Source organism: Pseudomonas sp. 10S4 (assembly GCF_034344865.1).
Classification (GTDB): domain Bacteria; phylum Pseudomonadota; class Gammaproteobacteria; order Pseudomonadales; family Pseudomonadaceae; genus Aquipseudomonas.
Window position 1 is genome coordinate 4,487,220 of the sequence record NZ_CP133774.1, and the last position, 26,056, is coordinate 4,513,275.

General features: G+C 60.7%; 19 protein-coding genes and 4 pseudogenes. 7 read left to right on the forward strand and 16 right to left on the reverse strand.

Annotation, left to right across the window (positions count from 1 at the left end; all coding sequences use genetic code 11):
- Nucleotides 1–121 precede the first annotated feature (121 nt).
- Nucleotides 122–799 (forward strand): type 1 glutamine amidotransferase domain-containing protein, encoded by a 678-nt coding sequence (locus tag RHM58_RS21100; RefSeq protein ID WP_322268078.1) that lies wholly within the window; start codon nucleotides 122–124, stop codon nucleotides 797–799.
- 224 nt (nucleotides 800–1,023) lie between these two features.
- Here RHM58_RS21100 and RHM58_RS21105 read toward each other — a convergent pair.
- The 6 genes and pseudogenes from RHM58_RS21105 to RHM58_RS21130 form a co-directional block, all read right to left on the reverse strand.
- Nucleotides 1,024–2,414, reverse strand: a pseudogene (locus RHM58_RS21105) (VOC family protein).
- A gap of 88 nt (nucleotides 2,415–2,502) precedes the next feature.
- Nucleotides 2,503–3,723: a glycolate oxidase subunit GlcF gene (gene glcF / locus RHM58_RS21110; protein WP_322268079.1), complete on the reverse strand. Its 1,221-nt coding sequence runs from the start codon at nucleotides 3,721–3,723 to the stop codon at nucleotides 2,503–2,505.
- A 1-nt stretch (nucleotide 3,724) separates the two neighbouring features.
- Complete coding sequence (glcE, locus tag RHM58_RS21115) at nucleotides 3,725–4,774, reverse strand: glycolate oxidase subunit GlcE (RefSeq protein ID WP_322268080.1); 1,050 nt, start codon at nucleotides 4,772–4,774, stop codon at nucleotides 3,725–3,727.
- Nucleotides 4,774–6,273 carry a glycolate oxidase subunit GlcD gene (glcD, locus tag RHM58_RS21120; protein ID WP_201257086.1) on the reverse strand — a complete coding sequence of 500 codons (1,500 nt, stop codon included), beginning with the start codon at nucleotides 6,271–6,273 and terminating at the stop codon, nucleotides 4,774–4,776. Before glcD ends, glcE begins: the two co-directional genes overlap by 1 nt.
- A 147-nt stretch (nucleotides 6,274–6,420) precedes the next feature.
- On the reverse strand, nucleotides 6,421–7,416 hold the full coding sequence (locus RHM58_RS21125) for an alpha/beta fold hydrolase (protein ID WP_322268081.1): 996 nt from the start codon (nucleotides 7,414–7,416) through the stop codon (nucleotides 6,421–6,423).
- A 22-nt stretch (nucleotides 7,417–7,438) separates the two neighbouring features.
- Nucleotides 7,439–8,894: pseudogene (locus RHM58_RS21130) on the reverse strand (flavin-containing monooxygenase).
- Between the two features lie 317 nt (nucleotides 8,895–9,211).
- On the opposite strand from RHM58_RS21130, the pseudogene RHM58_RS21135 reads away from it, so the two are divergent.
- Nucleotides 9,212–10,287: pseudogene (locus RHM58_RS21135) on the forward strand (diguanylate cyclase).
- 289 nt (nucleotides 10,288–10,576) lie between these two features.
- A pseudogene (locus tag RHM58_RS21140) lies at nucleotides 10,577–11,817 on the forward strand (M20/M25/M40 family metallo-hydrolase).
- Between the two features lie 397 nt (nucleotides 11,818–12,214).
- On the opposite strand, the gene RHM58_RS21145 reads toward RHM58_RS21140, so the two are convergent.
- The 8 genes from RHM58_RS21145 to RHM58_RS21180 all read right to left on the reverse strand — a co-directional run bounded on the left by RHM58_RS21145 (nucleotide 12,215) and on the right by RHM58_RS21180 (nucleotide 20,641).
- Nucleotides 12,215–13,084, reverse strand: coding sequence for an isocitrate lyase/PEP mutase family protein (locus RHM58_RS21145; protein ID WP_123513478.1), 870 nt, complete (start codon nucleotides 13,082–13,084; stop codon nucleotides 12,215–12,217).
- 331 nt (nucleotides 13,085–13,415) lie between these two features.
- Nucleotides 13,416–14,450, reverse strand: coding sequence for an arginine N-succinyltransferase (astA, locus tag RHM58_RS21150; protein ID WP_201202487.1), 1,035 nt, complete (start codon nucleotides 14,448–14,450; stop codon nucleotides 13,416–13,418).
- A 61-nt stretch (nucleotides 14,451–14,511) separates the two neighbouring features.
- Nucleotides 14,512–15,528 (reverse strand): arginine N-succinyltransferase, encoded by a 1,017-nt coding sequence (locus RHM58_RS21155; protein WP_201202488.1) that lies wholly within the window; start codon nucleotides 15,526–15,528, stop codon nucleotides 14,512–14,514.
- 120 nt (nucleotides 15,529–15,648) lie between these two features.
- A complete protein-coding gene (locus RHM58_RS21160; protein ID WP_322268082.1) occupies nucleotides 15,649–16,998 on the reverse strand; it encodes an APC family permease in 1,350 nt (449 codons plus the stop codon).
- A gap of 77 nt (nucleotides 16,999–17,075) precedes the next feature.
- Nucleotides 17,076–17,828 (reverse strand): N-formylglutamate amidohydrolase, encoded by a 753-nt coding sequence (locus RHM58_RS21165; protein WP_201255241.1) that lies wholly within the window; start codon nucleotides 17,826–17,828, stop codon nucleotides 17,076–17,078.
- A complete protein-coding gene (locus tag RHM58_RS21170) occupies nucleotides 17,812–19,143 on the reverse strand; it encodes a glutamine synthetase family protein (RefSeq protein ID WP_201202494.1) in 1,332 nt (443 codons plus the stop codon). The genes RHM58_RS21165 and RHM58_RS21170 overlap by 17 nt, the downstream gene beginning before the upstream one ends.
- Nucleotides 19,140–19,784: a cysteine hydrolase family protein gene (locus RHM58_RS21175; protein WP_201202496.1), complete on the reverse strand. Its 645-nt coding sequence runs from the start codon at nucleotides 19,782–19,784 to the stop codon at nucleotides 19,140–19,142. The genes RHM58_RS21170 and RHM58_RS21175 overlap by 4 nt, the downstream gene beginning before the upstream one ends.
- Before the next feature lie 2 nt (nucleotides 19,785–19,786).
- A complete protein-coding gene (locus RHM58_RS21180) occupies nucleotides 19,787–20,641 on the reverse strand; it encodes a MurR/RpiR family transcriptional regulator (protein ID WP_201202498.1) in 855 nt (284 codons plus the stop codon).
- Nucleotides 20,642–20,983: 342 nt separating this feature from the next.
- Here RHM58_RS21180 and RHM58_RS21185 point away from each other — a divergent pair, with 342 nt between their 5' ends.
- Both RHM58_RS21185 and cobF read left to right on the forward strand, forming a co-directional pair.
- Nucleotides 20,984–21,556, forward strand: a complete 573-nt coding sequence (locus RHM58_RS21185) for a histidine phosphatase family protein (protein ID WP_201255242.1) — start codon at nucleotides 20,984–20,986, stop codon at nucleotides 21,554–21,556.
- On the forward strand, nucleotides 21,556–22,311 hold the full coding sequence (cobF, locus tag RHM58_RS21190; protein WP_322268084.1) for a precorrin-6A synthase (deacetylating): 756 nt from the start codon (nucleotides 21,556–21,558) through the stop codon (nucleotides 22,309–22,311). Before RHM58_RS21185 ends, cobF begins: the two co-directional genes overlap by 1 nt.
- Nucleotides 22,312–22,429: 118 nt before the next feature.
- On the opposite strand, the gene ftrA is transcribed toward cobF, so the two are convergent.
- Nucleotides 22,430–23,404: a transcriptional regulator FtrA gene (ftrA, locus tag RHM58_RS21195; protein WP_322268085.1), complete on the reverse strand. Its 975-nt coding sequence runs from the start codon at nucleotides 23,402–23,404 to the stop codon at nucleotides 22,430–22,432.
- 101 nt (nucleotides 23,405–23,505) lie between these two features.
- On the opposite strand from ftrA, the gene RHM58_RS21200 reads away from it, so the two are divergent.
- Nucleotides 23,506–23,931, forward strand: coding sequence for a rhodanese-like domain-containing protein (locus RHM58_RS21200; RefSeq protein ID WP_201255243.1), 426 nt, complete (start codon nucleotides 23,506–23,508; stop codon nucleotides 23,929–23,931).
- Between the two features lie 171 nt (nucleotides 23,932–24,102).
- On the opposite strand, the gene RHM58_RS21205 is transcribed toward RHM58_RS21200, so the two are convergent.
- Entirely contained in the window at nucleotides 24,103–24,747 is a 645-nt protein-coding gene (locus RHM58_RS21205) for a type 1 glutamine amidotransferase (protein ID WP_322268086.1), read from the reverse strand.
- 343 nt (nucleotides 24,748–25,090) lie between these two features.
- Here RHM58_RS21205 and RHM58_RS21210 point away from each other — a divergent pair, with 343 nt between their 5' ends.
- Nucleotides 25,091–25,873, forward strand: a complete 783-nt coding sequence (locus RHM58_RS21210) for an ABC transporter substrate-binding protein (protein ID WP_201202514.1) — start codon at nucleotides 25,091–25,093, stop codon at nucleotides 25,871–25,873.
- The last annotated feature ends 183 nt before the right edge of the window (nucleotides 25,874–26,056 follow it).

Consider the following 26,056-nt stretch of genomic DNA (forward strand, 5'->3'; position numbering starts at 1 on the left):
TCGAAACGGTCCCGTATGATCCGGCCACTCAGTGAAACGAACCACGCAACCGGGTGGTCAATGACTCAGTACCCACGCGCCGTTAAGCGTCCGAATATTCCTGAAATCAAGTGAGAACGACATGAAAGTCCTGATGGTTCTAACGTCCCACGATCAATTGGGAAACACCGGTAAGAAAACCGGCTTCTGGCTGGAAGAATTCGCCGCGCCGTATTACACGTTCAAGGACGCCGGTGCCCAGTTGACCCTGGCCTCGCCCAAGGGCGGCCAACCACCGCTGGACCCGAAAAGCGACGAGCCAGACGCACAAACCGCCGCCACCGAACGCTTTCGCAAAGACTCGGCTGCGCAATCCGCACTGGCGTCGACCGTGCCGCTGAGCAGCGTGAAGGCTGAAGATTTCGACGCCGTGTTTTATCCGGGCGGCCACGGCCCACTGTGGGATTTGGCCGAAGATAAGCACTCGATCGCGCTGATCGAGGCGTTTTACAAGGCCGGCAAACCGGTCGCGACGGTCTGCCACGCGCCGGGTGTGCTGCGTCACGTCAAGGACGCGGACGGTCAGCCGTTGGTTAAAGGCAAGCGTGTGACCGGGTTCAGCAACAGTGAAGAAGAAGCGGTGCAGTTGACCGATGTGGTGCCGTTTTTGGTCGAGGATATGTTGAAGGCCAACGGTGGGATTTACACAAAAGCCGATGATTGGGCCAGCTATGTGACCACCGATGGGTTGTTGCTGAGCGGGCAGAATCCGGCGTCTTCCGAGGCTACGGCTGAAGCGCTGTTGGCGAAGCTGGCTTAAACATTGGTCGGCTGAGCACTTTCACTGTTTGGCTGACCACTTTAATGGTTTGGCTGAACACCTTCATGTGGCGAGGGAGCTTGCTTGTGGCGAGGGGGCTTGCCCCCGTTGGGGTGCGAAGCGCCCCTCGTGGGTTCTTTCAGATAAACCGCGTTCGCAGGATTGACGACTGCTGCGCAGCCGAGCGGGAGCAAGCCCCCTCGCCACAATGATGTGCACGAACGTCAGGCCAAACTCGGCAATCCCAGAGAGTTGCAGCACTCATCAATCGAGCGCTGCTGCGTCTCGGCATACAACCCCAACTCATCAATCGTCGAGCGCCCCAGCGCTTTTTCGAACGCCTGCTGATTCGAATGCACGCCATAGTGGGTTTGCGCCGCATCCCCCAGGTTCGACTGGAAAATCCCCGCCGCACTGACCGGTAAAAAGTCCTCGTACACCAGCGGTTCAACCCGCACGTATCCGCCGCTCAGCAAGTCATCCAGCGACCTCCCGCCAAGCCCATCCGCCGCCAGGCCTTTTTCCGTCACGAAGTAGCGAAAGTACGCGAGTTCCTGTTGGCGCATGCCCTCGATCGTGTCAGGGAATTCGCCAAAATGCTGAGCCATCAACTCGTTGTAGCGTGCGGCATTGGCTTCGTTCGGGAAGTCCTTCAACTCATCCCGAGCAGCGTTGAGCAAACGATCGTAAAGCGCCCGGCCTTTAGGTGTGAGCGCCGCACCACGTTGCTCGATTTCACCGAAGCGAGCGCTGTGGCTGCCGCGTGTCTCGTCTTGGTCGGTGAAGGCAATCGGCTCGTCCAGCGCCTTGAAACTGGTTTGGCGCAGCAGGATCGGGCACTGCCGGCGCGGGGGCCTTCGATCACCGCTTTGGGGGTGATGCCGTGGGCCGGCATTTGCGCCTGGACGATGTCGATGTCCAGCGTGCGCGGCGTCAGGTGATTGATGTGCGGGCCTTTGAATGCCACCACGTCAGCGATCAGTCGATGCTGGGCGCTGAGTTGCTGGTATTGCGCGGCGGTGACGGTGGCGCTGTGGTGCCAGCGGAAGGTTTCCAGCGCCTGTTCGACAAACTCCCAGGCTTGTTGTTCTTCAAGCCCGCCCTGGGCTTCGGCCTGCTCGATCAACTCCAGCGCGGCCGGGGTGAAGATTTTGCGTTTATCCAGCACCGATTGGGCGAAGGTGCGCAATTCCAGGTCTTCGATCAGCTCCAGGCGCAGCAGCGAGGTGAACACCCGAAACGGGCTGACCTGCAACGCCGCTTCATGCACCGCGCGAAATGCCGTGGAATGCACCGGCACCCCGGCCGGGGTCAGGTCGTAGTAGCCCACCGGTTGCATGCCCATCACCGCGAACAGCCGGGCGAGGGTCGCCAGTTCAGCCGCGGTGCCGACGCGGATCGCGCCGTGGCGTTCCAGATCCAGGCGCTGGATTTCACCCGTGCTTTCCAATTGCCGGGCGATTTGCGGATCGCTGTCCAGCACATGGCGGTTGGTTTGCTCCACCAGTTCCATCAGCGCGCCGTACAGCGGTACTTCTTCGCGGTACATGTCGGACATCGCTTTGGAGAAGCGTTGGCGGATCAGGTCGGGGCTGACGAAGCTCGGGTGGCTCATGAAAAAAATTCCTGGCACGGTGACAGAGAGGATGGGGGAAAAGATCGCAGCCTTCTGCCGTGCCGACAAACGAAGATTCCTACGGACTTCATTCTCCCAGCGACTGGTCCACCAGTTCGATCCAATGCCTGACCGGTGTTCGTCCGGCGCTGGCGAGGTGGCTTTGGCAGCCGATGTTGGCGGTGACGATCAGTTCGGGGCGGCCGCTTTCCAGCGCGGTGAGCTTGTTATCGCGCAGTTGCCGGGCCAGTTCCGGTTGGGTCAGGGAATAGGTGCCGGCCGAGCCACAACATAAATGACTGTCGGGCACGGCAGTGAGGTTGAAACCCAGCCGGGTCAGCACCGCTTCTACAGCGCCGCCGAGTTTCTGGGCGTGCTGCAAGGTGCAGGGGCAATGAAAGGCAATCCGCCGGTCCGTCGCGGCGCACACTCGTTCCAACGGTTCGACGGCCAGCACTTGCACCAGATCAAGCGCCAGTTCGCTGACCCGCAGAGCCTTGGCCGCGTAGACCGGATCGTCCTCCAGCAAATGCCCGTAGTCCTTGATGAACGCGCCGCAACCGCTGGCGGTTTGCACGATGGCTTCGGCGCCATTTTCCAGATGCGGCCACCACGCATCGATGTTGTGCCTGGCGCGATCCAGCCCTTTGGCCTGACCGTCGAGGTGATAATCCAGCGCACCGCAGCAGCCGGCCTCAGGCGCCGCAATGACGCTGATCCCAAGGCGATCCAGCACCCGCGCCGCAGCGGCATTGGTGTTGGGCGACAGCCCGGGTTGCACACAGCCTTCGAGCATCAACACGCGCCGCGCATGCCGAGGGGCAGGGCGCACACCGGTGGCGGGCAGGTCGTGGGGCAGCTTCGCTTCGACATCCCGTGACAAAAACGGACGGAACGTCGCGCCGATCTGCAGCAACGACTTGAACAGGTTCGGGTTCGGCGCCAATGCCCGCAACCCCTCGCGCAACAACCGTTGACCGGCCGGACGCGGCACCGCTTGGTCGACCACAGCTCGGCCGATGTCCAGCAGGTTGTGATAATCGACCCCGGACGGGCAGGTGGTTTCGCAGTTGCGGCACGACAGGCAACGGTCCAGGTGCAATTGGGTCTGCGCGGTGGCGGGGGCGCCTTCGAGCACTTGTTTGATCAGGTAAATTCGCCCGCGCGGGCCGTCGAGTTCATCGCCCAGCAGTTGATAGGTCGGGCAGGTGGCGTTGCAGAAGCCGCAATGCACGCAGGTACGCAGGATCTTTTCTGCTTCGGCGGCCCGCGGTAATTTCCGGGATTGCTCGCTGAGGGTGGTTTGCATGCTAGAGCTCCGCGTACATCCGGCCCGGGTTGAACAGCCCTTGCGGGTCCAGTTGCGCCTTGAGTTGCCGGTGGTAGCGCAGCAGCGCCGGGGCCAGCGGCTGGAACGGTGTTTCACTGGCGCCGTGGCTGAAACAGGTGGCATGGCCGCCCAGTTCATGGGCCAACGACTGGATGTCGTATGCCTCGGATTTTAACCAGCGTTGTGCGCCGGCCCAGTCGATCAGTTGCTCGCCCGGCAGCGACAAAGGCCCGAGATTATTGGGTAGCGACAGTCGCCACAACGAGGGTCCTTCATCAAAAAATGCCAAGCGTTGTTCATTCAGATCAGCCCAATAACACGAGTCCAGCGGCTCGCCGCCGAGTCGTTGATGGGCAGCCGTCACCGAACCTTCGCCACCCTCCAGCCGCAAATACAAACGCTGACCATCGTGACTCGCGGCGCTGATTGGCAGCGGCTGCTGGCCCCATTCGGCGAGTTTGCTCAGGGCGCGGTCGCTGTCGATTTCCAGGCTGATGCTCAAGCATTGCCGGGGTTTTGGCAGCACTTTGAGCGAGACTTCCGTCAGCACGCCGAGGCAGCCGTAACTGCCCACCAGCAAGCGCGACAGGTCATACCCGGCGACGTTTTTCATCACTTCGCCGCCAAAGCGCAGGTGTTTGCCGAGGCCGGTGATCACCCGCGTGCCGAGGACAAAATCCCGCACCGAACCCGACCATGGTCGCCGTGGCCCGGATAACCCCGTCGCGATCATCCCGCCCACCGTGGCGCCTTCGCCGAATGACGGCGGCTCGCAGGGCAGCATTTGCCCGGCGGCATCGAGTGCCGCCACCAGTTCGCTCAGCGGCGTGCCGGCGCGAACACTGACCACCAGTTCCGTCGGGTCGTAGCTGACAATACCGCGATGGGCGCGGGTGTCGAGCACTTCCCCGGCCACCTCGCGGCCGAGAAACGCTTTGCTGTTGCTGCCCTGAATCCGCAGCGGCGTGGCGTTCTCCCGGGCCTGATTGACCTGCGCGAGCAGCGCCTCGCTGGCATCGAACTCCAGCATCAGAAGCGCTCCAGTTCAGGGAACGGCAGTTGCCCGGCGTGAATGTGCATCGCGCCGAATTCGGCACAGCGGTGCAGGGTGGGGATGTTCTTGCCGGGGTTGAGCAAGCCTTGAGGGTCGAACGCGGCTTTCACCGCATGAAACAGGGTCAGCTCGTCGCTGTTGAACTGCGCGCACATCTGATTGATTTTCTCCCGGCCGACGCCGTGCTCGCCGGTGATGCTGCCGCCGACCTTCACGCACAACTCGAGGATCTGCCCGCCCAATGCTTCGGCACGGGCCAGTTCGCCGGGCTGGTTGGCATCGAACAGGATTAGCGGATGCATGTTGCCGTCGCCGGCATGGAATACGTTGGCGACCCGCAAGCCATGCTCGGCGGCGAGACGGGCGATGCCCTCAAGCACGCCGGGCAGTTCGCGCCGGGGGATGGTGCCGTCCATGCAGTAGTAATCCGGCGACAGGCGACCGATGGCCGGGAAGGCATTTTTGCGTCCGGCCCAGAAGCGCACTCGTTCGGCTTCGTCTCGGGCCTGGCGCACTTCGCTGGCGCCGGCCTGTTGCAGGACTTCGCGCACCCGCTGGCATTCGTCGTGGACATCGGCTTCGACGCCGTCGAGTTCGCACAGCAGAATCGCCTCGGCGTCCACCGGGTAGCCGGCGTGGATGAAGTCCTCGGCGGCGCGAATCGCCAGGTTATCCATCATCTCCAGGCCTGCGGGAATAATCCCGGCGGCGATGATCTCGGCCACGGCGCGGCCGGCCTTTTCCACCGAATCGAAACTGGCCAGCAAAACCTTGGCGACCTGGGGTTTGGGCAGCAGTTTGACGGTGACTTCGGTGATGATTCCGAGCAAACCTTCAGAACCGGTGAACAGCGCCAGCAGGTCGAAACCCGGTGAATCCAGGGCTTCAGAACCCAATGTCAGGCGTTCGCCTTCGACGGTGAGCACTTCCAGTTTCAGCAAGTTGTGCACGGTCAGGCCGTATTTGAGGCAATGCACGCCGCCAGCGTTTTCCGCGACGTTGCCACCGATGGAACAGGCGATTTGTGAGGATGGGTCCGGCGCGTAATACAAACCGAAGGGCGCGGCAGCCTGGGAAATCGCGAGGTTACGCACGCCCGGTTGGACCCGAGCGGTGCGGGCGGCGGGGTCGATGTGCAGGATGTTGTTGAAACGCGCCATCACTAGCAGCACGCCTTTTTCCAGCGGCAAGGCACCGCCGGACAACCCGGTACCGGCGCCTCGAGCCACTACGGGCACCTGTTCTGCGTGACAGATTTCGAGCAGTTTTTGCACTTGTTCCAGCCGCCGGGGCAGGGCCACCAGCATTGGCGTGGTGCGGTAGGCCGAGAGGCCGTCGCATTCATAGGGCTTGAGTTCTTCCTCGCGCCAGAGCAGGTCGAGGTCGGGGACATGCTGGTGCAGCAGGTTGAGCAGGGCGGCTTTGTCCACGTTTGGCAGAACGCCGTCGACGCGCTCGTCGTACAGAATGTTCATTGCGCTGCTCCGTTTCTGCCTTCACTGCCAACCACAGTCCCCTGTGGCGAGGGAGCTTGCTCCCGCTCGGCTGCGAAGCAGTCGCAACCCGGAAAACGCGCACTGACTGAGTAACCGTGGTGTCTGGTTTGGGGGCTGCTGCGCAGCCTAGCGGGAGCAAGCTCCCTCGCCACAAAAGTGGTCCTCGCTCCAATAACTTCCATCACTACAAGAATGCTCACCGCCGCGGTCCCAAAAATCCCGATACAACCGCGCCGCCCTCGTCGGTTGCTCGACCATCGGCATGTGGCCAATCCCTTCCCAGATGTCCACGCGCAAATTGGCAATGCCCTTGCTCCACACCGCCACGCTGCTGACATCGATCAACCGATCCTTGCGCCCCCACAGCAGCAGTGCCGGGCATTTGATGTCGGCGAGTTTCGGCTCCATCGGCGGGCTGGCGCGAAAGTCCTGGAAAATTTCCGCCAGTTCGTCGCGGCATTGTTCATAGCGCTGGGCGACGGCGTCCAGTACGACGCCGGGTACCCACGGCGGGTTGGCCATGGTCATGGCGTAGAACTGCTGGAATTCTTCCTTGGTGTGAATCAGAAACGGGTTATGGCCCTTGGACAGTTGACGCTCCAGGTCGCTGACTTCCGGGGCGCTGACGCCCGCCGGGTCGATCAGCGCCACCGAGATAATCCGCTCGGGGTAGGTGGCGGCCAGCCATGCCGCGATGTAGCCGCCCATCGAGTTGCCGATCACGTGCACCTTCTCGACTCCGCATACGTCAAGCAACTGGATCATCCGCTTGGCCTGCAGGGCGATGTCGTAGCCGCCACCGGCCTTGAAGCCGGTTTCACCATGGCCGGCGAGGTCGGGGATGATCACCCGGTAGTCGCCGACAAAATGCCGGGCAAAGCGCAGCCAGAGGTTTTTGTCGGCGCTGTAGCCGTGCAGCATCAGTATCCCGCTGGTGGCTTCATACGGCCCGCCTTGCCAGGTCGAGACGGTCATCTCGCTGATCGGCACGACGATCTTGTGCAGCCGATACAGCTTGGCCTCCAGCGCCATGCTCAAGTCATACAGCCAGCGGCCGATGGCCGGGTAACTCAACCAGCTCCAGGCCACGAAAACCGCGATTGCGACAACCAACACAAGCATCAGGCGTGTTCCTTCTACGTGATCAGGACAGAATGTGGTCGGCGGGTTTCAACGCCCGGGTCAAGCGGTGATAGCTGAAACTGAACCCCGGAAACATGGCGATCACATGACCGCTCTTGCTTTGATACCAACTGTGGCAGCCCCCGGACTTCCACACCGTGCGTTCCATTTCCCGGTGGATCATTTCAGTGTAGGTACGTTCTGCTTCGGGGCGCACTTCAATGCTGCGCAGACCCTGTTCTTTTAGTGTGCGGATGCAACCGAGGATGTAGTTCATCTGGGATTCGATGATGAACAGCGCCGAAGTGTGGCCAATGCCGGTGTTGGGGCCGGTGACGATAAACAGGTTGGGGAAGTCCGGCAGGCTGGTGCCCAGATAGGCCCGGGGGTACTGGGCCCAAACGTCCTTCAGCTGCCTGCCGTTCTTGCCGGTGACCGGGTAGGAAATGACCCCGTCGGTGGCGTCGTAACCGGTGGACCAGACGATCAGGTCGACGTCGATGTGCTGACCGTCCAAAGTGTTGATGCCGGTTTCGTCGAGGGAAGCGATGCCTTGTTCGCGGCTGTGCAGCGTCACGTTCGGCCGACCCAGCGCCGGGTACAGGGTGCTGGAAACCACCACTCGCTTGCAGCCGATGGTGAAATCCGGCGTCAACTTGCGCCGCAGTTCCGGGTCAGGCACCTGGCGTTTAAGGAAGCGCAGGGCATGTTGCTGAACCATATGAATCGCCGGTTTTGAATATTTGAAGGCGATCACCCGGGTTTCGAATTGCCAGTAGATCATCCAGCGCAGTAGCTTGTAGGCCGGTTTCAGCCCCAGCAACCAACGCTGAAATTTCCCGAACGTTCGATCGGCGCGGGGCAGTACCCAGTGGGCCGAGCGCTGAAACACGTGCAGGTGTCCGACGTTCGGGGCAATCGCCGGAATCACCTGGGCCGCACTGGCGCCGCTGCCGACGATGGCGACCCGTTTACCGCTGTAGTCGTAGGAATGATCCCAATTATTGGTGTGAAAGGTTTTGCCCTGGAAGCGCTCCTGGCCTTCGAAGTGAGGGACCACCGGCTGGCTCAGCGGCCCCGTCGCGTTAATCAGGAACTGCGCGTAGAACGTGCCTTTGGTGCCGGTGTGCACCGCCCAGCGTTTGCCGGCCTCGTCCCATTCGATGCCCTCGACGTTGGCTTCCAGTTCCACTTTGTCCCGCAGGCCAAAGTGCTCCACCACGTACTGGGTGTAGCGGTGCAGTTCGGCCTGTTCGGCGAACATCTGCGTCCACCGGTACGGCGCGAAGGACAGCGAATACAGCGAGCGACGGGCACGTCGACGGCCGCACGGGGTAGGTGTTCTGGCACCAGGTGCCGCCGAAAAAGTCCCGCCGTTCCAGCAGGCGAAAATCGCTGATCCCTGCCTTGAGCAAATTGATCGCCGCGCACTGGCCGCCAAAGCCGCTGCCGATGATCAACACTTCAAAGGTCTGCATGGGCCTCCTTTTTGCCGTTGTTTATCAAATCCTCCCATCATGTATAGCCAAACTGTAGGTGCGCTGCTTCCGCTTTCGTAGGAGCGAGGCTTGCCCGCGATGCTTTCGCTTTTGTGGGAGCCGAGCTTGCTCGCGATACAGGCGCTGCGGTCTATCAGTTCTACCGCGTTATCGTTCTTCGCGGGCAAGCCTCGCTCCTACAGATAGCAAGCTATTCACCGCTAGTCGGTGATGGCTATTTGAGGTTGCCCTGATAGACTGCGTTCACACCCGTAACCCTCGGTGTAATCAGATTCCGTTAGGTGGCAGAGGCCTCTATGGCAAAAACGGGAGGAAAGGGACTTTCACTGGCCAGGAGGCTCTATACGTCGCGAACCTTGGGGTTGGCCCTTGGGTTGTTGTGCGTGAGTGTGGCGATGTACCCGCTCAACCCTGCGCCCTGGGTTTGGGTGGTTATGTTGCTCAATGGCGTGCTCTGGCCGCACCTCGCGTACCAATGGGCCCGCCGCGCCACCATTCCCTACCATGCCGAACACCGCAACTTGCTGGTGGACGCCTTTCTCGGCGGCTTCTGGGTCGCAGCGATGCAGTTCAATCCATTGCCCAGTGCGACCACCATTTCCATGATGGCGATGAACAACGTGGCCATCGGCGGCTTGCGTTTTCTCTTGGCCGGCAGCGTGGCGCAAGTCCTTGGGATCGGCGTCGGATTTTTGATTTTTACCCCTGCGTTCATTCCGCAAACCAGTCCATTGCAGCTGTATGCCTGCTTGCCCTTGATGTGCCTGTACCCTCTGGCTCTCGGCTGGATCTGCTTTCGCCAGGCCCATGTCCTTGGCCGGCAAAAACGTGAATTACTGGCCCTGAGCCGCACTGACAGCCTCACCGGTTTGCTGAACCACGGCACCTGGAAGGATCAACTGGACGTCGAATTCCAGCGTTGTCAGCGACAGAACCAGGGCGGGGCGATTGCGCTGATCGACATCGATCACTTCAAAACCATCAACGACACCTACGGCCACGTCGCCGGGGACATCGTCCTGCGGCAGTTGAGCAAAATGCTCAAGCAAAACCTGCGGGCAGCGGATGTCGCCGGGCGTTACGGCGGCGACGAGTTCTGCGTGATCCTTCCGGACTTGGCGCTCAACAGTGCCGCCGCCACGATGGACGCCTTGCGCGATCGCTTTGCGACGTTGGGCTATGAGCAAAACCCGGCGCTGAAAGTCAGCCTGAGCATTGGCCTGGCGGCCTTCAACCCGACGCACACCGATGCGACCCTGTGGCCTCAACGACGCCGACGAGGTCGCTCTACGAGGCTAAGACCACCGGACGCAATCGCGTTATCTGTTGCAGTGACGGCAAGCCCCGTCGTGAGATGCTGGATTCGGTTTGACTGATTCACAGCAAATCCCTGTGGGAGCGGGCTTGCTCGCGAAAGCGGTGTGTCAGTCGACATCAATGCTGGATATCAGGGCCCCCTTCGCGAGCAAGCCCGCTCCCACATTTGACCGAGGTTGAACACAAAATCTGTGTAGTACACAGTTCCCTATGGGAGCGAGACTGCTCGCGATGGCCGCACCTCGGTCCAAAGCCGAACGCTCAGTGTCGCATCCGGTATAGAGCCTTGCGCCGCAGTCAGGTAGGGTGTTTTTCACCCCCCGACACGAAACAAGGATTGATTCATGACGTTCAAACTCTCTCGCTCCCCACTGGCCACCAGCCTCGCCCTGACCCTCGCCCTCGGCGCTTTCGCCCCCGCAGCCTTCGCCGAACCCCACAAGCAAGTTCTTGCCGACTCCGAGCAATACAAGGCTGAAGCCCTGCAGCTGCTGGAAAAACTGGTCAACATCGACTCAGGCTCCGGCTATGAACCTGGCTTGACCCAGGTCCGCGATATCGCCGTCGACGAGCTGAAAAAACTCGGCTTCAGCATCGAACTGATACCGAACACCCCGGATAAAAGCAGCCATGTGATCGCCACGCTCAAAGGCACCGGCAAGGCAAAAATCCTGTTGATGGCGCACATGGACACCGTGTTCAAGGAAGGCTCGGCCGCTGAGCGTCCGTTCCACATCAAGGACGGTCGCGCCTACGGGCCGGGCGTGATGGACGACAAGGGCGGCATCGTCGCCGGGATCTACGCGCTGAAAGTCCTGAAAAATCTCGACTTCAAGGACTATGCCCAGATCACTTTCCTGCTGGATGCCAGTGAAGAAACCGGCTCTGAGGTCGCTACCGACCTGATCAAGAAAACCGCCAAGGCCCACGACGTGACCCTCAACCTCGAACCGGGCCGCCCGGCCGATGGCCTGGTGGTGTGGCGCAAAGGCAGCGCCACCGCAGTGGTCGAAGTGAAGGGCAAAGCCGCCCACGCTGGCGTCGCGCCGGAGCTGGGCCGCAACGCCGCGATGGAAGCGGCGCACCAGATTCTGCAACTGGGCAAATTGGGCGACGAAGCGAAAAAACCACCATCAACTTCACCGTGATCAAGGCCGGTGACCGCACCAACGTGATCCCGGATCAAGCCACGGCCAAGGCCGATGTGCGCGCGGCGGTGCCGGAAGAGTTCGACCGGATCGAGAAGGACCTGGCGCGGGTGTCCCAGGACAAGTTGATTCCGGATACCGAAGTCACCACCACCCTGCAACGCGGCTTGCCGCCTATGCCGCAGACGAAAGAGTCGGATCGCTTGATGGCCATGGCTCAGGGGATCTACGGCGAAATTGGCCGCAAGTTGACCGAAGAAGGTAGCGGCGGGGCGGCGGACGCGAGCCTCTCCGCGGGTGTGGGGACGCCGACGCTGGATGGGTTCGGGATCGTCGGCGGCGGTATTCATACGCCGGAGGAATATGCCGAGGTGGAGAGCGTGACGCCACGGATTTACTTGTTGTCGCGGATGATTATGGAGTTGGCGAAGCGGTAAGTGGGCGCAGGTCATTCAGGCAAACACTGACCTGTGGCGAGCGAGCTTGCTCCGGGCGGCGATCCGACGCTGGGCTGCGTAGCGGCCCCAAAATTCTGACCATCAGCGCAGATTTTTGTGAGTGCTGCGCACTCAAGCGGGAGCAAGCTCCCTCGCCACAGGGATTTGTGGTGTTGGTGAATTAGAACGGATGTGGTTCAAGCGCGGGCGGTGCAGCGGGAGGCGGGGTTTAAAACTTCGGCTTAGCGGTGTTGCGGCTGACGCTTTCGCGAGCAAACCCGCTCCCACATGGAGTCAGTGTTGATCACAAAATGTATGTTCAACATTAATTCACTGTGGGAGCGGGCTTGCTCGCGAAGGCGTCCTGTCAGTTCACCCCGGCATACCCGCCAAACGGTCACTCTTTAACGCGCATAAACTCTTCCGCCCAGCGGATGTAATCCTCTGGCTGCGTATAGGTATGCGTTAACTCGGTCGCGCTCAAATCCGACGCCTGGGTAAAGATCTGTCGCTGTTCACGCAAGCTGTCGTAAGTCGCCTTGATCGCCGCAAAGTACGCGCCATGGCCATCGATGGTGACCCGCACGCCCAATTCCGCCAGGCGTTTATCGTCACGCAGCGCTGGGTTGCCGTAGGTGACCAGCATCAGTGGCACGCTCAGGTGTTCGGCGATTTTTTCCAGTTGGTCGAAGTCCTGGACGCCGACCATGCAAATCCCGTCGGCCCCGGCGTTTTGATATTGCTGGGTGCGGCTGATGATTTCCTGGATCGGCAGGATCCCCGCATTGGTGCGGGCGATGATCGCCATTTCCTTGTCGACCCGGGCTTCCAGCGCTGCGCGAATCTTGCCGACGCCTTCAGCGACGCCGATCAAATCGGTGGACTTGCGGCCGAATTGGGCCGGCAGCAAGGTGTCTTCGATGGTCAGCGCGGCGATGCCGGCGCGTTCGAGTTCGACGATGGTGCGCATCACGTTCAGGGCGTTGCCGTAGCCGTGGTCAGCGTCGGCGATGACCGGCAGTTGGGCCACGCGGCCAATACGGGTGGCCTGTTCAGCGAATTCGCTGAGGGTGATCAGTGCGAAATCCGGGGCGCCCAGTACCTGCAACGATGCGACCGAGCCACCGAGGATCCCGACTTCAAAACCCAGGTCTGCGGCGATACGCGCCGACATCGGGTCGAACACCGAAGCGGTGTGGTAGCACGTGTCGGAAGCCAGCAATTGGCGAAAGTTACGGCGCAAATCTTGATGGGAAAGCCTGGACATATGAGTTCCACCACTGCATTGGAATGGAAGGGCTTGAGCAAAAGTGTCAACGCCGAAGGAACAAAAGGCTATCACGCTGGCGGGGTCAGGAGGATGACGAATTTTTAGACAGGTGAAACGATACCGCTCCTTGTGGCACGGGAGCTTGTGCTAATGCCGGTCACTAAAGAGATGAGCGACGCATGACCTGTGGCGAGGGAGCTTGCTCCCGCTCGGCTGCGCAGCAGTCGTAAATTCAGCAAACGCGGTGTGTCTGAAAAATGGGGTGGCAGGTTTTGGGGCCGCTTCGCAGCCCAGCGGGAGCAAGCTCCCTCGCCACAAAGGCGGGGGATCAGGCCGCCACCGCCTGCTGCGCCTGATTCAACAGCGTCACTGCCCGCACCGAATTCCCCGGTTGCAGCTGCAGACGCTTGGCAGTGAGGCGGTCGACGATCAGGCTGTTGCCCACCAGCCGCGCCTTGGCGGTGGTGATGCGGCAGTTTTCCATGCGTTGGTTGTGGATCAGCCACACCGGGGCCTGTTCATCAGGGGTGCCAATGCCCAGCACCAGCGACTGGCTGTCACGCACGGTGCGGATTTTCGAGACCTGCGCTTCAATCACCGGTCCGCCATCAAAGATGTCGATGTAGTCCTTGTGGGCAAAACCTTCGGCATTGAGGATCTTCAGCGCCGTCTGCGTGTTCGGGTGAGCCTTGCCGATCACTGCCTGAGCCTGTTCGGTAAGCAGGCAGGTGTACAGCGGTTGACGGGGCATCAGTTCGGCGATGAACGATTTGTTGCCCAGCCCCGACAGGTGGTCGGCGTGGCTGAAATCCATCTTGAAAAAGTGCCGGCCCAGACTGTCCCAAAACGGCGAGCAGCCTTGCTCGTCGGCACTGCCGCGCAGTTCGGCGATGAGCTTGTCGCCAAACAGCTGCGGGAATTCGGCGACGAACAGCAACCGCCCCAGCGACAGCAATCGACCGTTGTTGCCATAGCGCTGATCGGGGCGCAGGAACAGCGAGCAGAGTTCCGATTGGCCGGTCATTTCGTTGTTCAGGAACAAGGTCGGAATATGCTTCTGGATACCCAGGTCCGGCGACGAACTGACCGTCAGCCCGACCCGGTAGTTGTACCAGGGCTCTCGCATGCCGACGGCCCCCGTCAGGGCACTGACCCCGACCACGCGTTGCTCGTCGTCCTCCAGCACGAACAGATAATCGGCGTCGGCACGTTCGACCTGTTCGGCGAAGGTCCGCTGGGACCAGCGCACGCGGTGGGCCAGGCGATCTTCGTTCGCCGGCAGGGTGGTGAACCCGGGGCCTGCCTGTTGCACCAGCGTCAGCAAGGCGGGCAGGTCGGTGATGTGAACCGGGCGGACAATCATGATGCAGCTCCTTTTGCGCGCGTGCTCGGGCGCTGTCGTTGGGCACGGGTCCCGGTGATGCTCACAGGGCGATCAGCCGGATCGGGCTGCCGTCGGTGACGTTCAGGGCGGCGCACAGGTCGGCGCTCAAGCCCACCGGTTGTCCGGCGGTGTAGTCCAGTTCGGTGATGATGGCCCGGTAATCCTTGAGCGAATCGTTGCTCACCAGGTAACTGCCACGGGCGTCGATGGTCTCAACGGGCTGCGCGGTGCCGGTGTGGCTGTGGGCAATAGAGCGAATGTTCGCGGTACGCGCATACAGCGTCGGGCCGCCGTCGAACAGGTCGATGTAGCTGTTGGTTTCAAAGCCTTCGCGCTCCAGGATGTCGAACGCTTCCTGGCCGTCGGGGTGAATCCGGCCAATGCACTCTTGCGCCGCTTTAGGCAGCATCGGCACGTAGATCGGGTATTGCGGCATCAGTTCGGCGAGGAAGGTCCGGCTCTCCAGGCCACAGAGTCGCTCGGCCTCGACGTAAGGCAGGTCAAAAAAGTGTTTGCCCAGGGCATCCCAGAACGGCGACTGGCCCTGATCGTCGCTGTACCCGACGATTTCGGTGATCACCGCCTCTGAAAAACGCGCGGAGTGAGCCGCGATAAACAGCAGCCGGGCCCGTGACAACAACTCGGAAAACGGCGTGCGCACCAGTGCCGCATCAATGTGAAAGCCGCGCAGCAAGGTGTGGCCGCTGAGGTCGTGGCACAACGACAGCGCCGGCACGCCGTGCTCGATGTTCAGTTCCCGTGAGGTGCTGGTGAAGTGGCGGTTGCGCAAGCTGTAGAACGGCTCACTGAAACCGGCGGTGGCAAGGATTTCCGAGCACCCGGTCAGACGTTGGCTGGCCAGGTCTTCGAGGACGAAAAAGTAGTTCTCCGGGCCGTTGCCTTGTACGTCTTTGTCGAACGAGGCGCAGGAGTCGAGAATTTTCTCGCGCAGGCGTTCGCTATCGTCCGGCAGCGACGTGACGCCCACCAGGCTGTCGCGGGCCAGTTGTTGCAACTGGGGCAGGTCGGTTAACTCGACTGGGCGTAAGACCAGCATGGATGTACTCCTGTATCAAAGGGTTCGGCGGTTTGCCGTCGAACCTGACTATCACTGTCGGTGTCCACGCGTTAAAGCAGCGGTCGCCTGATTTGTTGTCAGACGCCGCCCTTTTTGTTGTCAGACGTTGCTCGGGTCCGGCAACGACGTGCTGGCGCCCAGCTTGTTCAGGAAGAACAAATAGACCAGACCCAGAGCAATCCAGATCAAACCGAGCTTTTGTGCATCGACGCCCATGTTGTACATGATGGCCGCGACGATGATGAAGCCGACCACCGGGCAGAGCAGGTGACGGATCACCTGGCCGGATTTCTGCCGGCGCCAGTAGTAGTTGATCACGGTCAGGTGCAGCAGCATGAAGCCACTCAACGCGCCGAAGTTCACCAGGGAGGTGAGGGTGTCCACCGAGTTGATGAACAGGTAGCAAATCACCAGCGACAGCACGGCCACCAGGTAAATGCTGATGTGCGGCGTGTTGTATTTTGGATGGACCTTGGCCAGCACTTTCGGCAGTTTACCGTCCCGTGCCATGCCGAATATCAGCCGCGATACCGCCGATTGCGAAGTGATGGCCACCGCCACACCCCAGGACAGGGCCGTGGCCACGGCGGTAAGGGTTGCCAGCCAGCTGCCAGCGGCAATTTCAGCAATTTCATAAAACGCGGTGTCAGCGGATTTGAAACCCATGCCGGCAGCCAGATCGGTGGCGATCCAGGTCTGCACCACGAAGATCACGCCCATCACCACCAGGGTAATCAGCGCAGCCTTGCCAACACTGCGGCCCGGGTCCTCTTTGATCTCTTCGGCCAGGGTGGAAATCGCATCGAAGCCAAGGAACGACAGTACTGCAATCGACACCGCTTGCATCAGCAGCGCGAAGTTGAACGTTTCGGGGTTGTACAGCGGCGCCAAGGTCAACTCACCGTGACCGCCGCCGTTGTGCAGGGCATTCCAGGCGTAGAACAGGAAGATCCCCAGCACCACCAGTTGCGCCAGCAGAAAGACGATGTTCATCCGTGCGGTGAAGGTGATGCCCCGCAGGTTTACAAACGTCGCACTGACCAGGAACGCCAGGATGAAACCGACTTTCGGAATATCCGGGTACAGGTGATTCAGCGCCATGGCCGCGTACACGTACAGCAGCGGCGGGATCAGCAGGTAATCAAGCAGCATCAACCAACCGGCAATAAAGCCGACATGTTGATTCAAGCCGCGTTGTGCGTAGGAATACACCGAGCCGGCAATCGGAAAAGCCTTGGCCATGCTGCCGTAGCTGAGGGCGGTAAACAGCATCGCCACCATGCCGATAATGTAGGCCAGCGGCACCATCCCGGGCGCCTCGGCGTTGACGTAGCCATAAACACCGAACGGGGCGATGGGGACCATGAAGATCATCCCGTACACCACCAGATCCGTCAGTGTCAGGCTACGTTTCAACTCCTGCTTGTAGCCGAATTCTTCTATTTCCATGAAGCGTCTCTCCTGGTCATTCCATCGGGCAACTTTTAGTTTTTATTCCGCTACAGCGCACAACGTTTACTTTTTTCCTACAGCAAGGGGGCGAGGTATCCGCTCCAGCGTTCAATTGCCTCGGGCGTGCGCAGCAGATCGTTGCGCACCTCGATCAACACCGATTCCAGCTCGCGAGCATCGCCGTGCACCGGCACGGTCATGTCCCCCAGAGGGTCTATCTTGTACGGCTGATTGCCGGCCACTTTCTTCGAATGCCGGCTCAACCCGTCGATCACCCGTTGGGCGTAATTCCGGGCCCCGCCAAACAGCACGCCGGCTTCCAGCAACCGGGGCTGACCGTAATAAATCGGGGTGAAACTGTGAATCCCCACCACTCGAACTGCTCGCCCTTGCGCCACGCGCTCGTCGATCAGGCTTTGCAAGCGGGTGTGAAACGGCTTGAACAACGTTTCCCGGCGGTACTCCCGGGTGGCTTCACTCAGTTGCTGGTTGCCCGGCACCTGATAAATCTCGCTCTGACCCGGAATGCTGTCCGGGGCATGGCGTGGGCGATTGAGGTCAATCAACAGCCGTGAGTAGTTGGCCGCCAGCAGCGTCACGCCGAGTGTTTCGGACAAGCGCTCAGCCAGCGCCAGGGCACCGATGTCCCAGGCGATGTGCTCACGGGCGGCTTCAAAGCTCAAACCCAGATCATTCAACGCCGGCGGAATAAAACGGCTGGCGTGTTCGCACACCAGAATCAGCGGGTGCTCGGAGGCTTCCCGGATCAAGGTGTACGGGGGCTTGGTGTAGAGCCCAAGTTCAGCAGGTTCAGTACAGACGGGCATAGTGCTCACAAAGGTCGGCGGGCGAGAGCTGTTCCGTCAGCGTCAGTTCCTCGGTTTTCAGGGCGAAATAAGAGTCGAGCAGTGCCTTGGGCAACGCTTCGATCAGCGCCTCACTGTTGCGCAGGCAGTCCAGGGCCTGGGGCAGAGAGGCGGGTAGGGCAACAATGCCCCGGGCCTGGCGTTGTTCTTCATTCAGGGCATCGGGGATTTCATCAGTGATTGCATTCAGTGCCAGGCGTTGTTCGATGCCCAGGCGTCCGGCAATCAGCAGTGCGGCCATGGCCAGGTGCGGCGAGGCGGTGGCGTCCATGGCACGAAATTCGAGGTTGTACTGCGCGGCTACGGATTTACTGCCCAGGGTTACCGTCGGGCAGATCCGCAGCGCCGCTTCGCGGTTGCGCTGGCCGAGGCAGGCATAGGAAGCGCTCCAGTGATGGGGCAGCAAGCGCTTGTAGGACACCGGCGTCGGCGCGGTTATGGCGCAGAGAGCCGGCAAGTAATGCAGGATCCCGGCGGCCCAGTGCTGGCCGAGGGTCGACAGGCCATTGGTGGTGCCGGCGTCGTACAGCAGCGGTTGCCCGGCGAGGTCTTGCAGGCTGATGTGCAAATGCACACCGTTGCACATTGCATGTTCGGTGGTCTTCGGCGCGAAGCTCAGGTCCACGCCCATTTGCCGAGCGACTTCCCGGGTGATTTCGCGCACGTTCACCGCACGGTCGGCGGCGGCGACACCGAGCGCCGGGCGGCAGGTGATTTCGTATTGATGCTTGCCGTATTCCGGCAGGAACATCTCCGGCTCCACGCCACCCGCGCGCAAAGCGCTGAGCAACCAGCCGCCGAATTCGGCACCCTGGCGCTGGGCTTCAAGGGAGAACGCCCGACAATCGGCATCGCCGCTGTCCAGGTTGAATTCGTGTTCGAACGCGGCGTTGACCTGCACCCCCAACTCGGCCCTATAACGTTCCACTTCGTTGCGCAGCAGGGTGCGCGGGCATGTGGCCCACGGCCGGCCATCGGTTTCGCAGAGGTCGCCATGGATGAAGTCCAGAGGCGGGGCATTGGCGTCCGGGCCGTTGCTGACGGTCACCCGGCTGCCCATGTCCGGAATCAATCGCAAGTCACCGTAAGCGCCCCACGGACTGGCCGAGGCGATGACGTCTTGCGGGGTCAGTGCGCTGTTGGCGGGCACCCAGCCGATACCGGCGGCTTGATAGTGCTCCAGCTCATCGGTGGGAAAGGAGCGACCGCGGGTCACGCCGATCAGGTCGGTGGTGACAATCGTGGTCATCGGGACGGGCAGCAGGCGCGCGCTCATGGCTGCATCTCCTGCAGACGGGCGAGCACGGTTTGCGTGTCCGTAATCCAGCAATAACCTTTGATCGCGTTGAGGCAGGCCTGATGCCGTTCCGGGGTGTAAGTGGCGCAGGCGTCTTCCACCAGCGTCACCAGGTAGCCACGGTCGGCGGCGTCACGCACCGCCATGTCGACGCACTGGTCGGTGACGATGCCGGCGATGACCAGATGCCGCGCCCCGAGGTTGCGCAACACGTAGTCGATGTTGGTGGAGTTGAAGACCCCCGAGGAGCTTTTCGGCAGCACGACTTCGTTTTCTTCCGGGGTCAGGTCCTCGATGATTCGCGCCTGCGGGCATCCTTTGGGCAGGTGCATGTCCGAGAGTTTGTGGTCCAGGGAACGGTCGCGGCCATCGGCGGTGAGGCTTTCGATCAGGGTATGTACTACGTTCTGCCGGGCGCTGCGAAAGGCGCTGAGCAACCGCCGCTGATTGGGCACTACCTGCATGTGAGTGCGAGTCAGGAAATATTCGGCGTCGGGGTCGTTGAGGTGCGGGTCGAACTGCGGTTCGAGCCAGGCCCGCTGCATGTCGACCAGCAACAGCGCGGTGTGGTCAGTGACAAAAGGCAGGTCGCGCGGCGAGCGGTGGGGGAGCGTAAACATCCTTATTTTTCCTCCAGTAGATGGGTGTCGAATTCAGAACGCAGGGCATCGATGCCTTCCAGGCGATCGGCCAGATCGGGGCTGCGCAAGGTCAGGCAAGCAATCAGTGCTTCAACCTGCGCCAGCGCCGGGACCAGGGTGTCGAACGCCGAGACCGACTCCACCGGCGAGCTGATGATCAAATCGGCCATTTCCCGCAACGGCGAGGTATAGATGTCGGTGAACAGCACTACCCGCGCATAGCGATTTTTCGCGGCACTGGCCACCCGCAAGGCCTGGGACTGGTAGCGGCGATAATCGAACACCAGCACCACGTCCTGGCGCTGTACGTCGAACAGTCGGTCCGGCAACTGGGCGTTGTCTTCCAGGGCAAAACAGCCGGGGCGCAGCAGGCGCAAATGGTTGAGCAAATAGTGGGCGAGGAAACTGCTGAAACGCCCGCCGAAGCAATGCACTTGATGGCGAGCGTCGAGCAACCATTCCACCAGAATCCGTACATCTTCAGGTTGCGTCAGGGCCTGGGTTTCCACCATGGAGCGATGGGTTTCCGCCAGATAATGGCTCCACGGATCATCTTTTTGCAGGTGGGCGCGGGGTTGCAACAGGGTGCTTGGGGAGCGCAAGCGGTGGTCCATGTCGCTGAGCAACGCGTCCTGGAACTCGGCGTAACCGCTAAAGCCAAGTTTTTTGACCAGTCGCACAATGGTCGGATCGCTGACACCGGCGTGCTCGGCCAATCGCGACATCGGGCCCAGTCCGTTACGCGGGTACTGGTCCAGCAAGGCGCGGATGACTTTGCGTTCCGAAGGCGTAAGGTCCAGGCCGGGATCGGTGATCAGGTCTCTAAGAGGGGGCATCCGGGCTCCTGCTGGATGGGTGTGTCGGTTTCATTTCACAATTCACTAAAACAGTATTTATGTAACTCACACTACATGTCTAGTGAATTTTTGCACGCCAGTGTCAGGCCCCAAAACGGGGCGAAACCCCCGTGCCATGGGTCCTACGTGGATGTCGACAGGGCTTGTAGGACATTGCCCATAGCGGTGTCGGAGATTACCGTTTTTCATGATTGAAATAGGCTGTCTGCCCGAGGCAATTGAGCCAAATGAAACGCCCTCAAAGGCCCGTCTTACAGCACAATTGGCCGATTGTTTGCGGCGTTTTGCCGTTTCACATATTCAACAACAGGGTGATTTTCCGTGCAGGTGACCCGTTTGACCTTGATTTGCCACGCGCGAACCGTCGCACAAAAACTGGCGCGTTTTCCTACAGATGAGCCAGTGGAAATGGTTTGGCAATCGGCGAAGTGTTCCCGTCGCGGATCTTCCAAGGTCGCGCCGCGCCTGCTGTGTGGTCCCGAAGCCCGAACCCGCCAGACCGCTGAACTGTTTGGCAGTGATGCGCAAGTGGTCGAGGCCTTGAGGGACTGCGATTTTGGCCGCTGGCAAGGTGTGCGAATCACCGATCTGCAAAAAACCGAACCCGATACGCTCGTGGCATGGCTGGAAGACCCGCATTCTGCCCCCCACGGCGGCGAATCGGTGGTGCAACTCGGTGAGCGGGTGGCGGCGTGGCTGGCAACGTTGGAGGCGACACCGGGCCACATCGTCGCCATCACCCACCCTTACGTGGTTCGCGCCGCGCTGGCGCATGTGCTGCAGAGCACCGCATTCAACCTGATCGACGTTGAGCCGTTGTCGACCATCGAGTTGCGGTTCACCGGGCGCTGGCGGCTACGCTTGATGAGCACTGAGGCTGAAGGAGCGTTTTGATGAAAACTTTGTTGGTGATCGGCATTGGCGCCGGCAACCCGGACTACATCACGATGCAGGCGGTAAAGGCGCTGAATCGGGCGGACGTGTTTTTCCTCATGGACAAGGGCCAGAGCAAAGACAAGTTGATCGATCTGCGGCGTGACATCTGTGAGCGCTACATCACCGATCGCGACTACCGCTTCGTCGAAGCCCACAGCCCGGAACGCGAGCGTGGCGACGTAGACTACAAGGCCAGTGTCGAGGATCTGAACCTGGCCAAGCAGAACACCTTCGAACGGCTGATCAACGAGGAAATGACTGACGGCCAGTGCGCCGGTTTCCTGGTGTGGGGCGACCCCGCGTTGTACGACAGCACCGTGCGTATCTTGCAGGCGATTCTGGCCTCGAGGCACTGCGAGTTTGAGTTCGAAGTGATCCCCGGAATCACCAGCGTTCAGGCGTTGGCGGCGCAACATAAGGTGTCGTTGAATCGCATCGGGCGCTCGATTGAAATCACCACGGGCCGGCGGCTGGCGGCGGGGCAGGTGAGTGATGCGGATAGCCTGGTGGTGATGCTCGATGCGGAAGATTCCTACCATCGGGTGGCGGATCAGGAGACGGAGATTTACTGGGGGGCTTACTTGGGCACGCCGGATGAAATCCTTATCAGCGGCAAGCTCAAGGATGTGGCGGATGAGATTGAACGGGTGCGCAAGGCGGCGCGGTTGGCGAATGGGTGGATTATGGATACCTATTTGTTGCGCAAGCCTTGAGTTTGGCGGTGTCTGGTTGGACGCCATCGCGAGCAAGCCCGCTCCCACATTGGTTTTGTGAACGACACAGACCTAATGTGGGAGCGGGTTTGCTCGCGAAGAGGCCCGCAAGAACACCTCAAAAAACGGCTTGTACCCCGCGCCCAAACCGCTCCCGATACACCGACGGCGGCACCCCGACCACGCTGCGAAACGCCACCCGGAAACTCTCCACCGAACGATACCCGCAATGCTCGGCAATCTGCTCGGTGTTCTGGCGGGTGCTTTCCAGCAACTCCCGGGCCCGGGCCAGGCGTTGATGCTGCAACCAGGTCTTCGGCGACTGGCCGCTGGCTTCGGTGAAGCGGCGCAGAAAGGTGCGTTCACTCATTGCCGCCTCACTGGCGAGGTCGCGCACCTCCAGCGGTTCATGCAAACGCTCCCGCGCCCACTGCATGACACGTGACAAATCACTGCGCGGCGTTGGACTGACCGGTGTAGGAATAAACTGCGCCTGACCGCCGGTGCGCTGCGGCGACATCACCAGTCGCCGCGCCACCGAGTTGGCCACCTGAGTGCCAAAGTCCCGCGCCACCAAATGCAGACAGGCGTCGATACCGGCAGCGCTGCCGGCCGAGGTGATCAACTGACCCGAATCGACATACAGCACGTCCGGGTCGACTTGAATGTTCGGAAAGCGCTCGGCCAGTTCCGTGGTGTAGCGCCAATGGGTAGTGGCGCGGTGACCGTCCAGCAGGCCAGTGGCCGCCAGCACGAACACCCCGGAGCAGATCGACAACAACCGCGCGCCTCGGGCATGGGCCTGACGGAGTGCGCCGAGCAGCGCCTCAGGCACCGGTGCCTGACGATCGCGCCAACCGGGCACGATGACGGTTCGGGCGCGTTCCAGCAGTGGCATGCCACCGTCCGCCAGCACCTGAATGCCACCCATGGCGCGCATCGGGCCTTCATCCACGGCGACGATCTGATGTTCATACCAAGGGAAATCGAACTCCGGCCGGGCCAGGCCGAAGATCTCCACGGCAATGCCGAACTCGAAAGTGCAGAGGCCGTCGTAGGCAAGAATCGCGACTAATCCAGGGTTGGGCAGCATTTGGCGGAAAGTTCCCGGTAGGTGTCTTGTACGCCACTTTAGCGGCAAGTGACGGATAGATAAAGTCTGCCTACACCCACCGAGACTTTGGAGTACAGCCCATGACCAGCCTTGTTCGCGAGATTTCTGCAGCCCCGTCGGCCATTGCCCTGATGCATTTCAGCAATCGCCTGACCTTTGAAACCGATTGTTCCGACGTCTATGGCAGCCAACAGGCCGGCGAGGTGGATTTTGTGTTGGTGGACACGCGCGGCCCGCTGGCTTTTGAGCGGGGGCATGTGCCGGGGGCGATCAATATTCCGGGGCGTTTGATGAAGGCTGATGGTTTGGCGGTTTATCCGAAAAACACTTTGTTTGTGGTGTATTGCGCCGGACCACATTGCAACGGTGCCAACAAGGCCGCGGTGAAACTGGCGGCGTTGGGCTACCCGGTCAAAGAGATGATTGGCGGGGTGACGGGGTGGCTGGATGAGGGGTTTGAGTTGAGTGTCGAGGGGGTGCCGACGTCAATCGGTTGTGAATGCTGATCATCAAATACCGCTAATCAATTGTGGATAGAGAGCTTCTGTGGCGAGGGGCTTGCCCCCGTTGGGTGGCGAAGCCGCCCCAAAAATCTCGGTAACGGTCCAGGATTTTTGGGGAGCGCTGCGCACTCCAACGGGGGCAAGCCCCCTCACCACAAGGGTTTGATCGTGGGTTTAGCGTTGGGTTGATGAGTCAGCCCACCAGCCATCCAGCGCCCCCCGCAACCACTCAAACACCGCCGCATGCGCAGCACTGTCATCCTGATCCCGTGGCAACGGCGATTCCTCGCCAAAATGCTGATTGAGCATCACCACCGACTCGGCATCCCACTCCGGGTGAAACTGCAACCCCACTCGCGTCGGCCCGACCCGATACATCTGCTGCTCACACGCCTCACTGCTGGCCAGTAACTGCGCGCCGGGCGGCAAATCGATTGCATCTTCGTGCCATTCCAGCACCTTCAGCACCTGGCCATCAGTGAACGTCACCAACGTCCAGCCCGTTTCCGTGTCGGCCATGCGCCGCACCTTCCCGCCCAGGTTCAAGGCCAATAACTGTGCCCCCAGGCAAATCGCAAACACCGCCGCGCCTTGATCCAGACTGGCCGCCAGCCACTGTCGTTCATTCTCCAGCCACTCTGGCCCAGCGTTGGATTCGTATGGCCCGCCCAACAGAACCACCGGCCCCGCACTCACCGACGGCAACTGCCCAAGATCGGCGCGAAAAACCTTCAGCGTGATCCCGCGCAGCTTCGCCCATTCGGCAATCGCACCGGGACCTTCGGCAGGGTGGTGCTGGATCAGGTTCAATTCGGGCATCACAGTTCTCTTAAGCGGGGGCAGGTGGCGCTCAATGTGCCGCAAAACAGCCTTCATCGCCAGTGACACTCAGCGCCGGTTTTCTTTGCGACTATTCAGTCGGATCAGAGCCAAAATTCTGTAGGTTTTATCCAAAATCGGGTCTTGTCCTACAGTCCTTGCACCGCAGTGGCGCACGCTTCTAAACAGTCCAATCGACGAACCACTTTTCTATAAATATTTGTCGCTTAGGAACAATTTGCCCTGCGGCAGCCGCAATAGACTGCCGGCCACTTCGGTTCTCACACACCGAAACTGCCAATCGAAAGCTGCCAATAAAAGCCTCCGCACACAGGAGTTATAAATGAAGAAGCTAGTGATGTTCGGTGCCCTGGCACTGTCGATGTTGTCCCTGACCGCCGTGGCCGAAGACGCCAAGCCGATCCGCATCGGTATCGAAGCCGGTTACCCGCCATTCTCGATGAAAACCCCTGACGGCAAACTCACCGGTTTCGACGTGGACATCGGCGACGCGCTGTGCGAGCAGATGAAAGTGAAGTGCGTGTGGGTCGAGCAAGAGTTCGACGGCCTGATCCCGGCCCTGAAAGTGAAGAAAATCGACGCGATCCTGTCGTCCATGACCATCACTGACGACCGCAAGAAAAACGTCGACTTCACCATCAAGTACTATCACACCCCGGCGCGCTTCGTGATGAAGGCAGGCACCGACGTGAAGGACCCGCTGACCGAACTCAAGGGCAAGAAAGTCGGTGTGCTGCGTGCCAGTACCCACGACCGCTTCGCCACTGAAGTGCTGCAACCGGCCGGGATTGTCCTGGTGCGTTACGGCTCCCAGCAGGAAGCCAACCTGGACATGGTCTCCGGCCGCCTCGACGCGATGCTGGCTGATTCGGTCAACCTGGACGACGGTTTCCTGAAAACCGACGCCGGTAAAGGTTTCGCGTTCGTCGGCCCGACCTACGAAGACGCCAAGTACTTCGGTGGCGGCGCCGGTATCGCTGTGCGCAAGGGTGACAAGGAGCTGGCTGACAAATTCAGCACCGCTATCACCGAGATCCGTGCCAACGGCAAGTACAAGCAAGTGCAGGACAAGTACTTCAACTTTGATGTGTACGGCGGCGAGTAACCCAGCCGTTTAAAAAAGTGGCCACCGTTGACGCGGTGGCCACTTTTTTATGCCAATCTTCCTCAGAAGAGGAACCTGTGGGAGCGGGCTTGCTCGCGAAAGCGGTGTGTCAGGCAACATCAATACTGACTGACACGACGCCTTCGCGAGCAAGCCCGCTCCCACAGTGGATCTCATCGTTCT

Bases quoted from the DNA above. Each gene is read 5' to 3' on its own strand.
- RHM58_RS21205 (WP_322268086.1), bottom strand. From the start codon at position 24,747: ATGCCCGAATTGAACCTGATCCAGCACCACCCTGCCGAAGGTCCCGGT.
- glcE (WP_322268080.1), bottom strand. From the start codon at position 4,774: ATGCTGGAGTTCGATGCCAGCGAGGCGCTGCTCGCGCAGGTCAATCAG.
- RHM58_RS21200 (WP_201255243.1), top strand. From the start codon at position 23,506: ATGACCAGCCTTGTTCGCGAGATTTCTGCAGCCCCGTCGGCCATTGCC.
- RHM58_RS21155 (WP_201202488.1), bottom strand. From the start codon at position 15,528: ATGCTGGTCTTACGCCCAGTCGAGTTAACCGACCTGCCCCAGTTGCAA.
- RHM58_RS21160 (WP_322268082.1), bottom strand. From the start codon at position 16,998: ATGGAAATAGAAGAATTCGGCTACAAGCAGGAGTTGAAACGTAGCCTG.
- RHM58_RS21100 (WP_322268078.1), top strand. From the start codon at position 122: ATGAAAGTCCTGATGGTTCTAACGTCCCACGATCAATTGGGAAACACC.
- RHM58_RS21165 (WP_201255241.1), bottom strand. From the start codon at position 17,828: ATGCCCGTCTGTACTGAACCTGCTGAACTTGGGCTCTACACCAAGCCC.
- RHM58_RS21170 (WP_201202494.1), bottom strand. From the start codon at position 19,143: ATGAGCGCGCGCCTGCTGCCCGTCCCGATGACCACGATTGTCACCACC.
- RHM58_RS21125 (WP_322268081.1), bottom strand. From the start codon at position 7,416: ATGCTTGTGTTGGTTGTCGCAATCGCGGTTTTCGTGGCCTGGAGCTGG.
- RHM58_RS21145 (WP_123513478.1), bottom strand. From the start codon at position 13,084: ATGTCCAGGCTTTCCCATCAAGATTTGCGCCGTAACTTTCGCCAATTG.
- astA (WP_201202487.1), bottom strand. From the start codon at position 14,450: ATGATTGTCCGCCCGGTTCACATCACCGACCTGCCCGCCTTGCTGACG.
- RHM58_RS21210 (WP_201202514.1), top strand. From the start codon at position 25,091: ATGAAGAAGCTAGTGATGTTCGGTGCCCTGGCACTGTCGATGTTGTCC.
- glcF (WP_322268079.1), bottom strand. From the start codon at position 3,723: ATGCAAACCACCCTCAGCGAGCAATCCCGGAAATTACCGCGGGCCGCC.
- RHM58_RS21180 (WP_201202498.1), bottom strand. From the start codon at position 20,641: ATGCCCCCTCTTAGAGACCTGATCACCGATCCCGGCCTGGACCTTACG.
- glcD (WP_201257086.1), bottom strand. From the start codon at position 6,273: ATGAACATTCTGTACGACGAGCGCGTCGACGGCGTTCTGCCAAACGTG.
- RHM58_RS21175 (WP_201202496.1), bottom strand. From the start codon at position 19,784: ATGTTTACGCTCCCCCACCGCTCGCCGCGCGACCTGCCTTTTGTCACT.
- ftrA (WP_322268085.1), bottom strand. From the start codon at position 23,404: ATGCTGCCCAACCCTGGATTAGTCGCGATTCTTGCCTACGACGGCCTC.
- cobF (WP_322268084.1), top strand. From the start codon at position 21,556: ATGAAAACTTTGTTGGTGATCGGCATTGGCGCCGGCAACCCGGACTAC.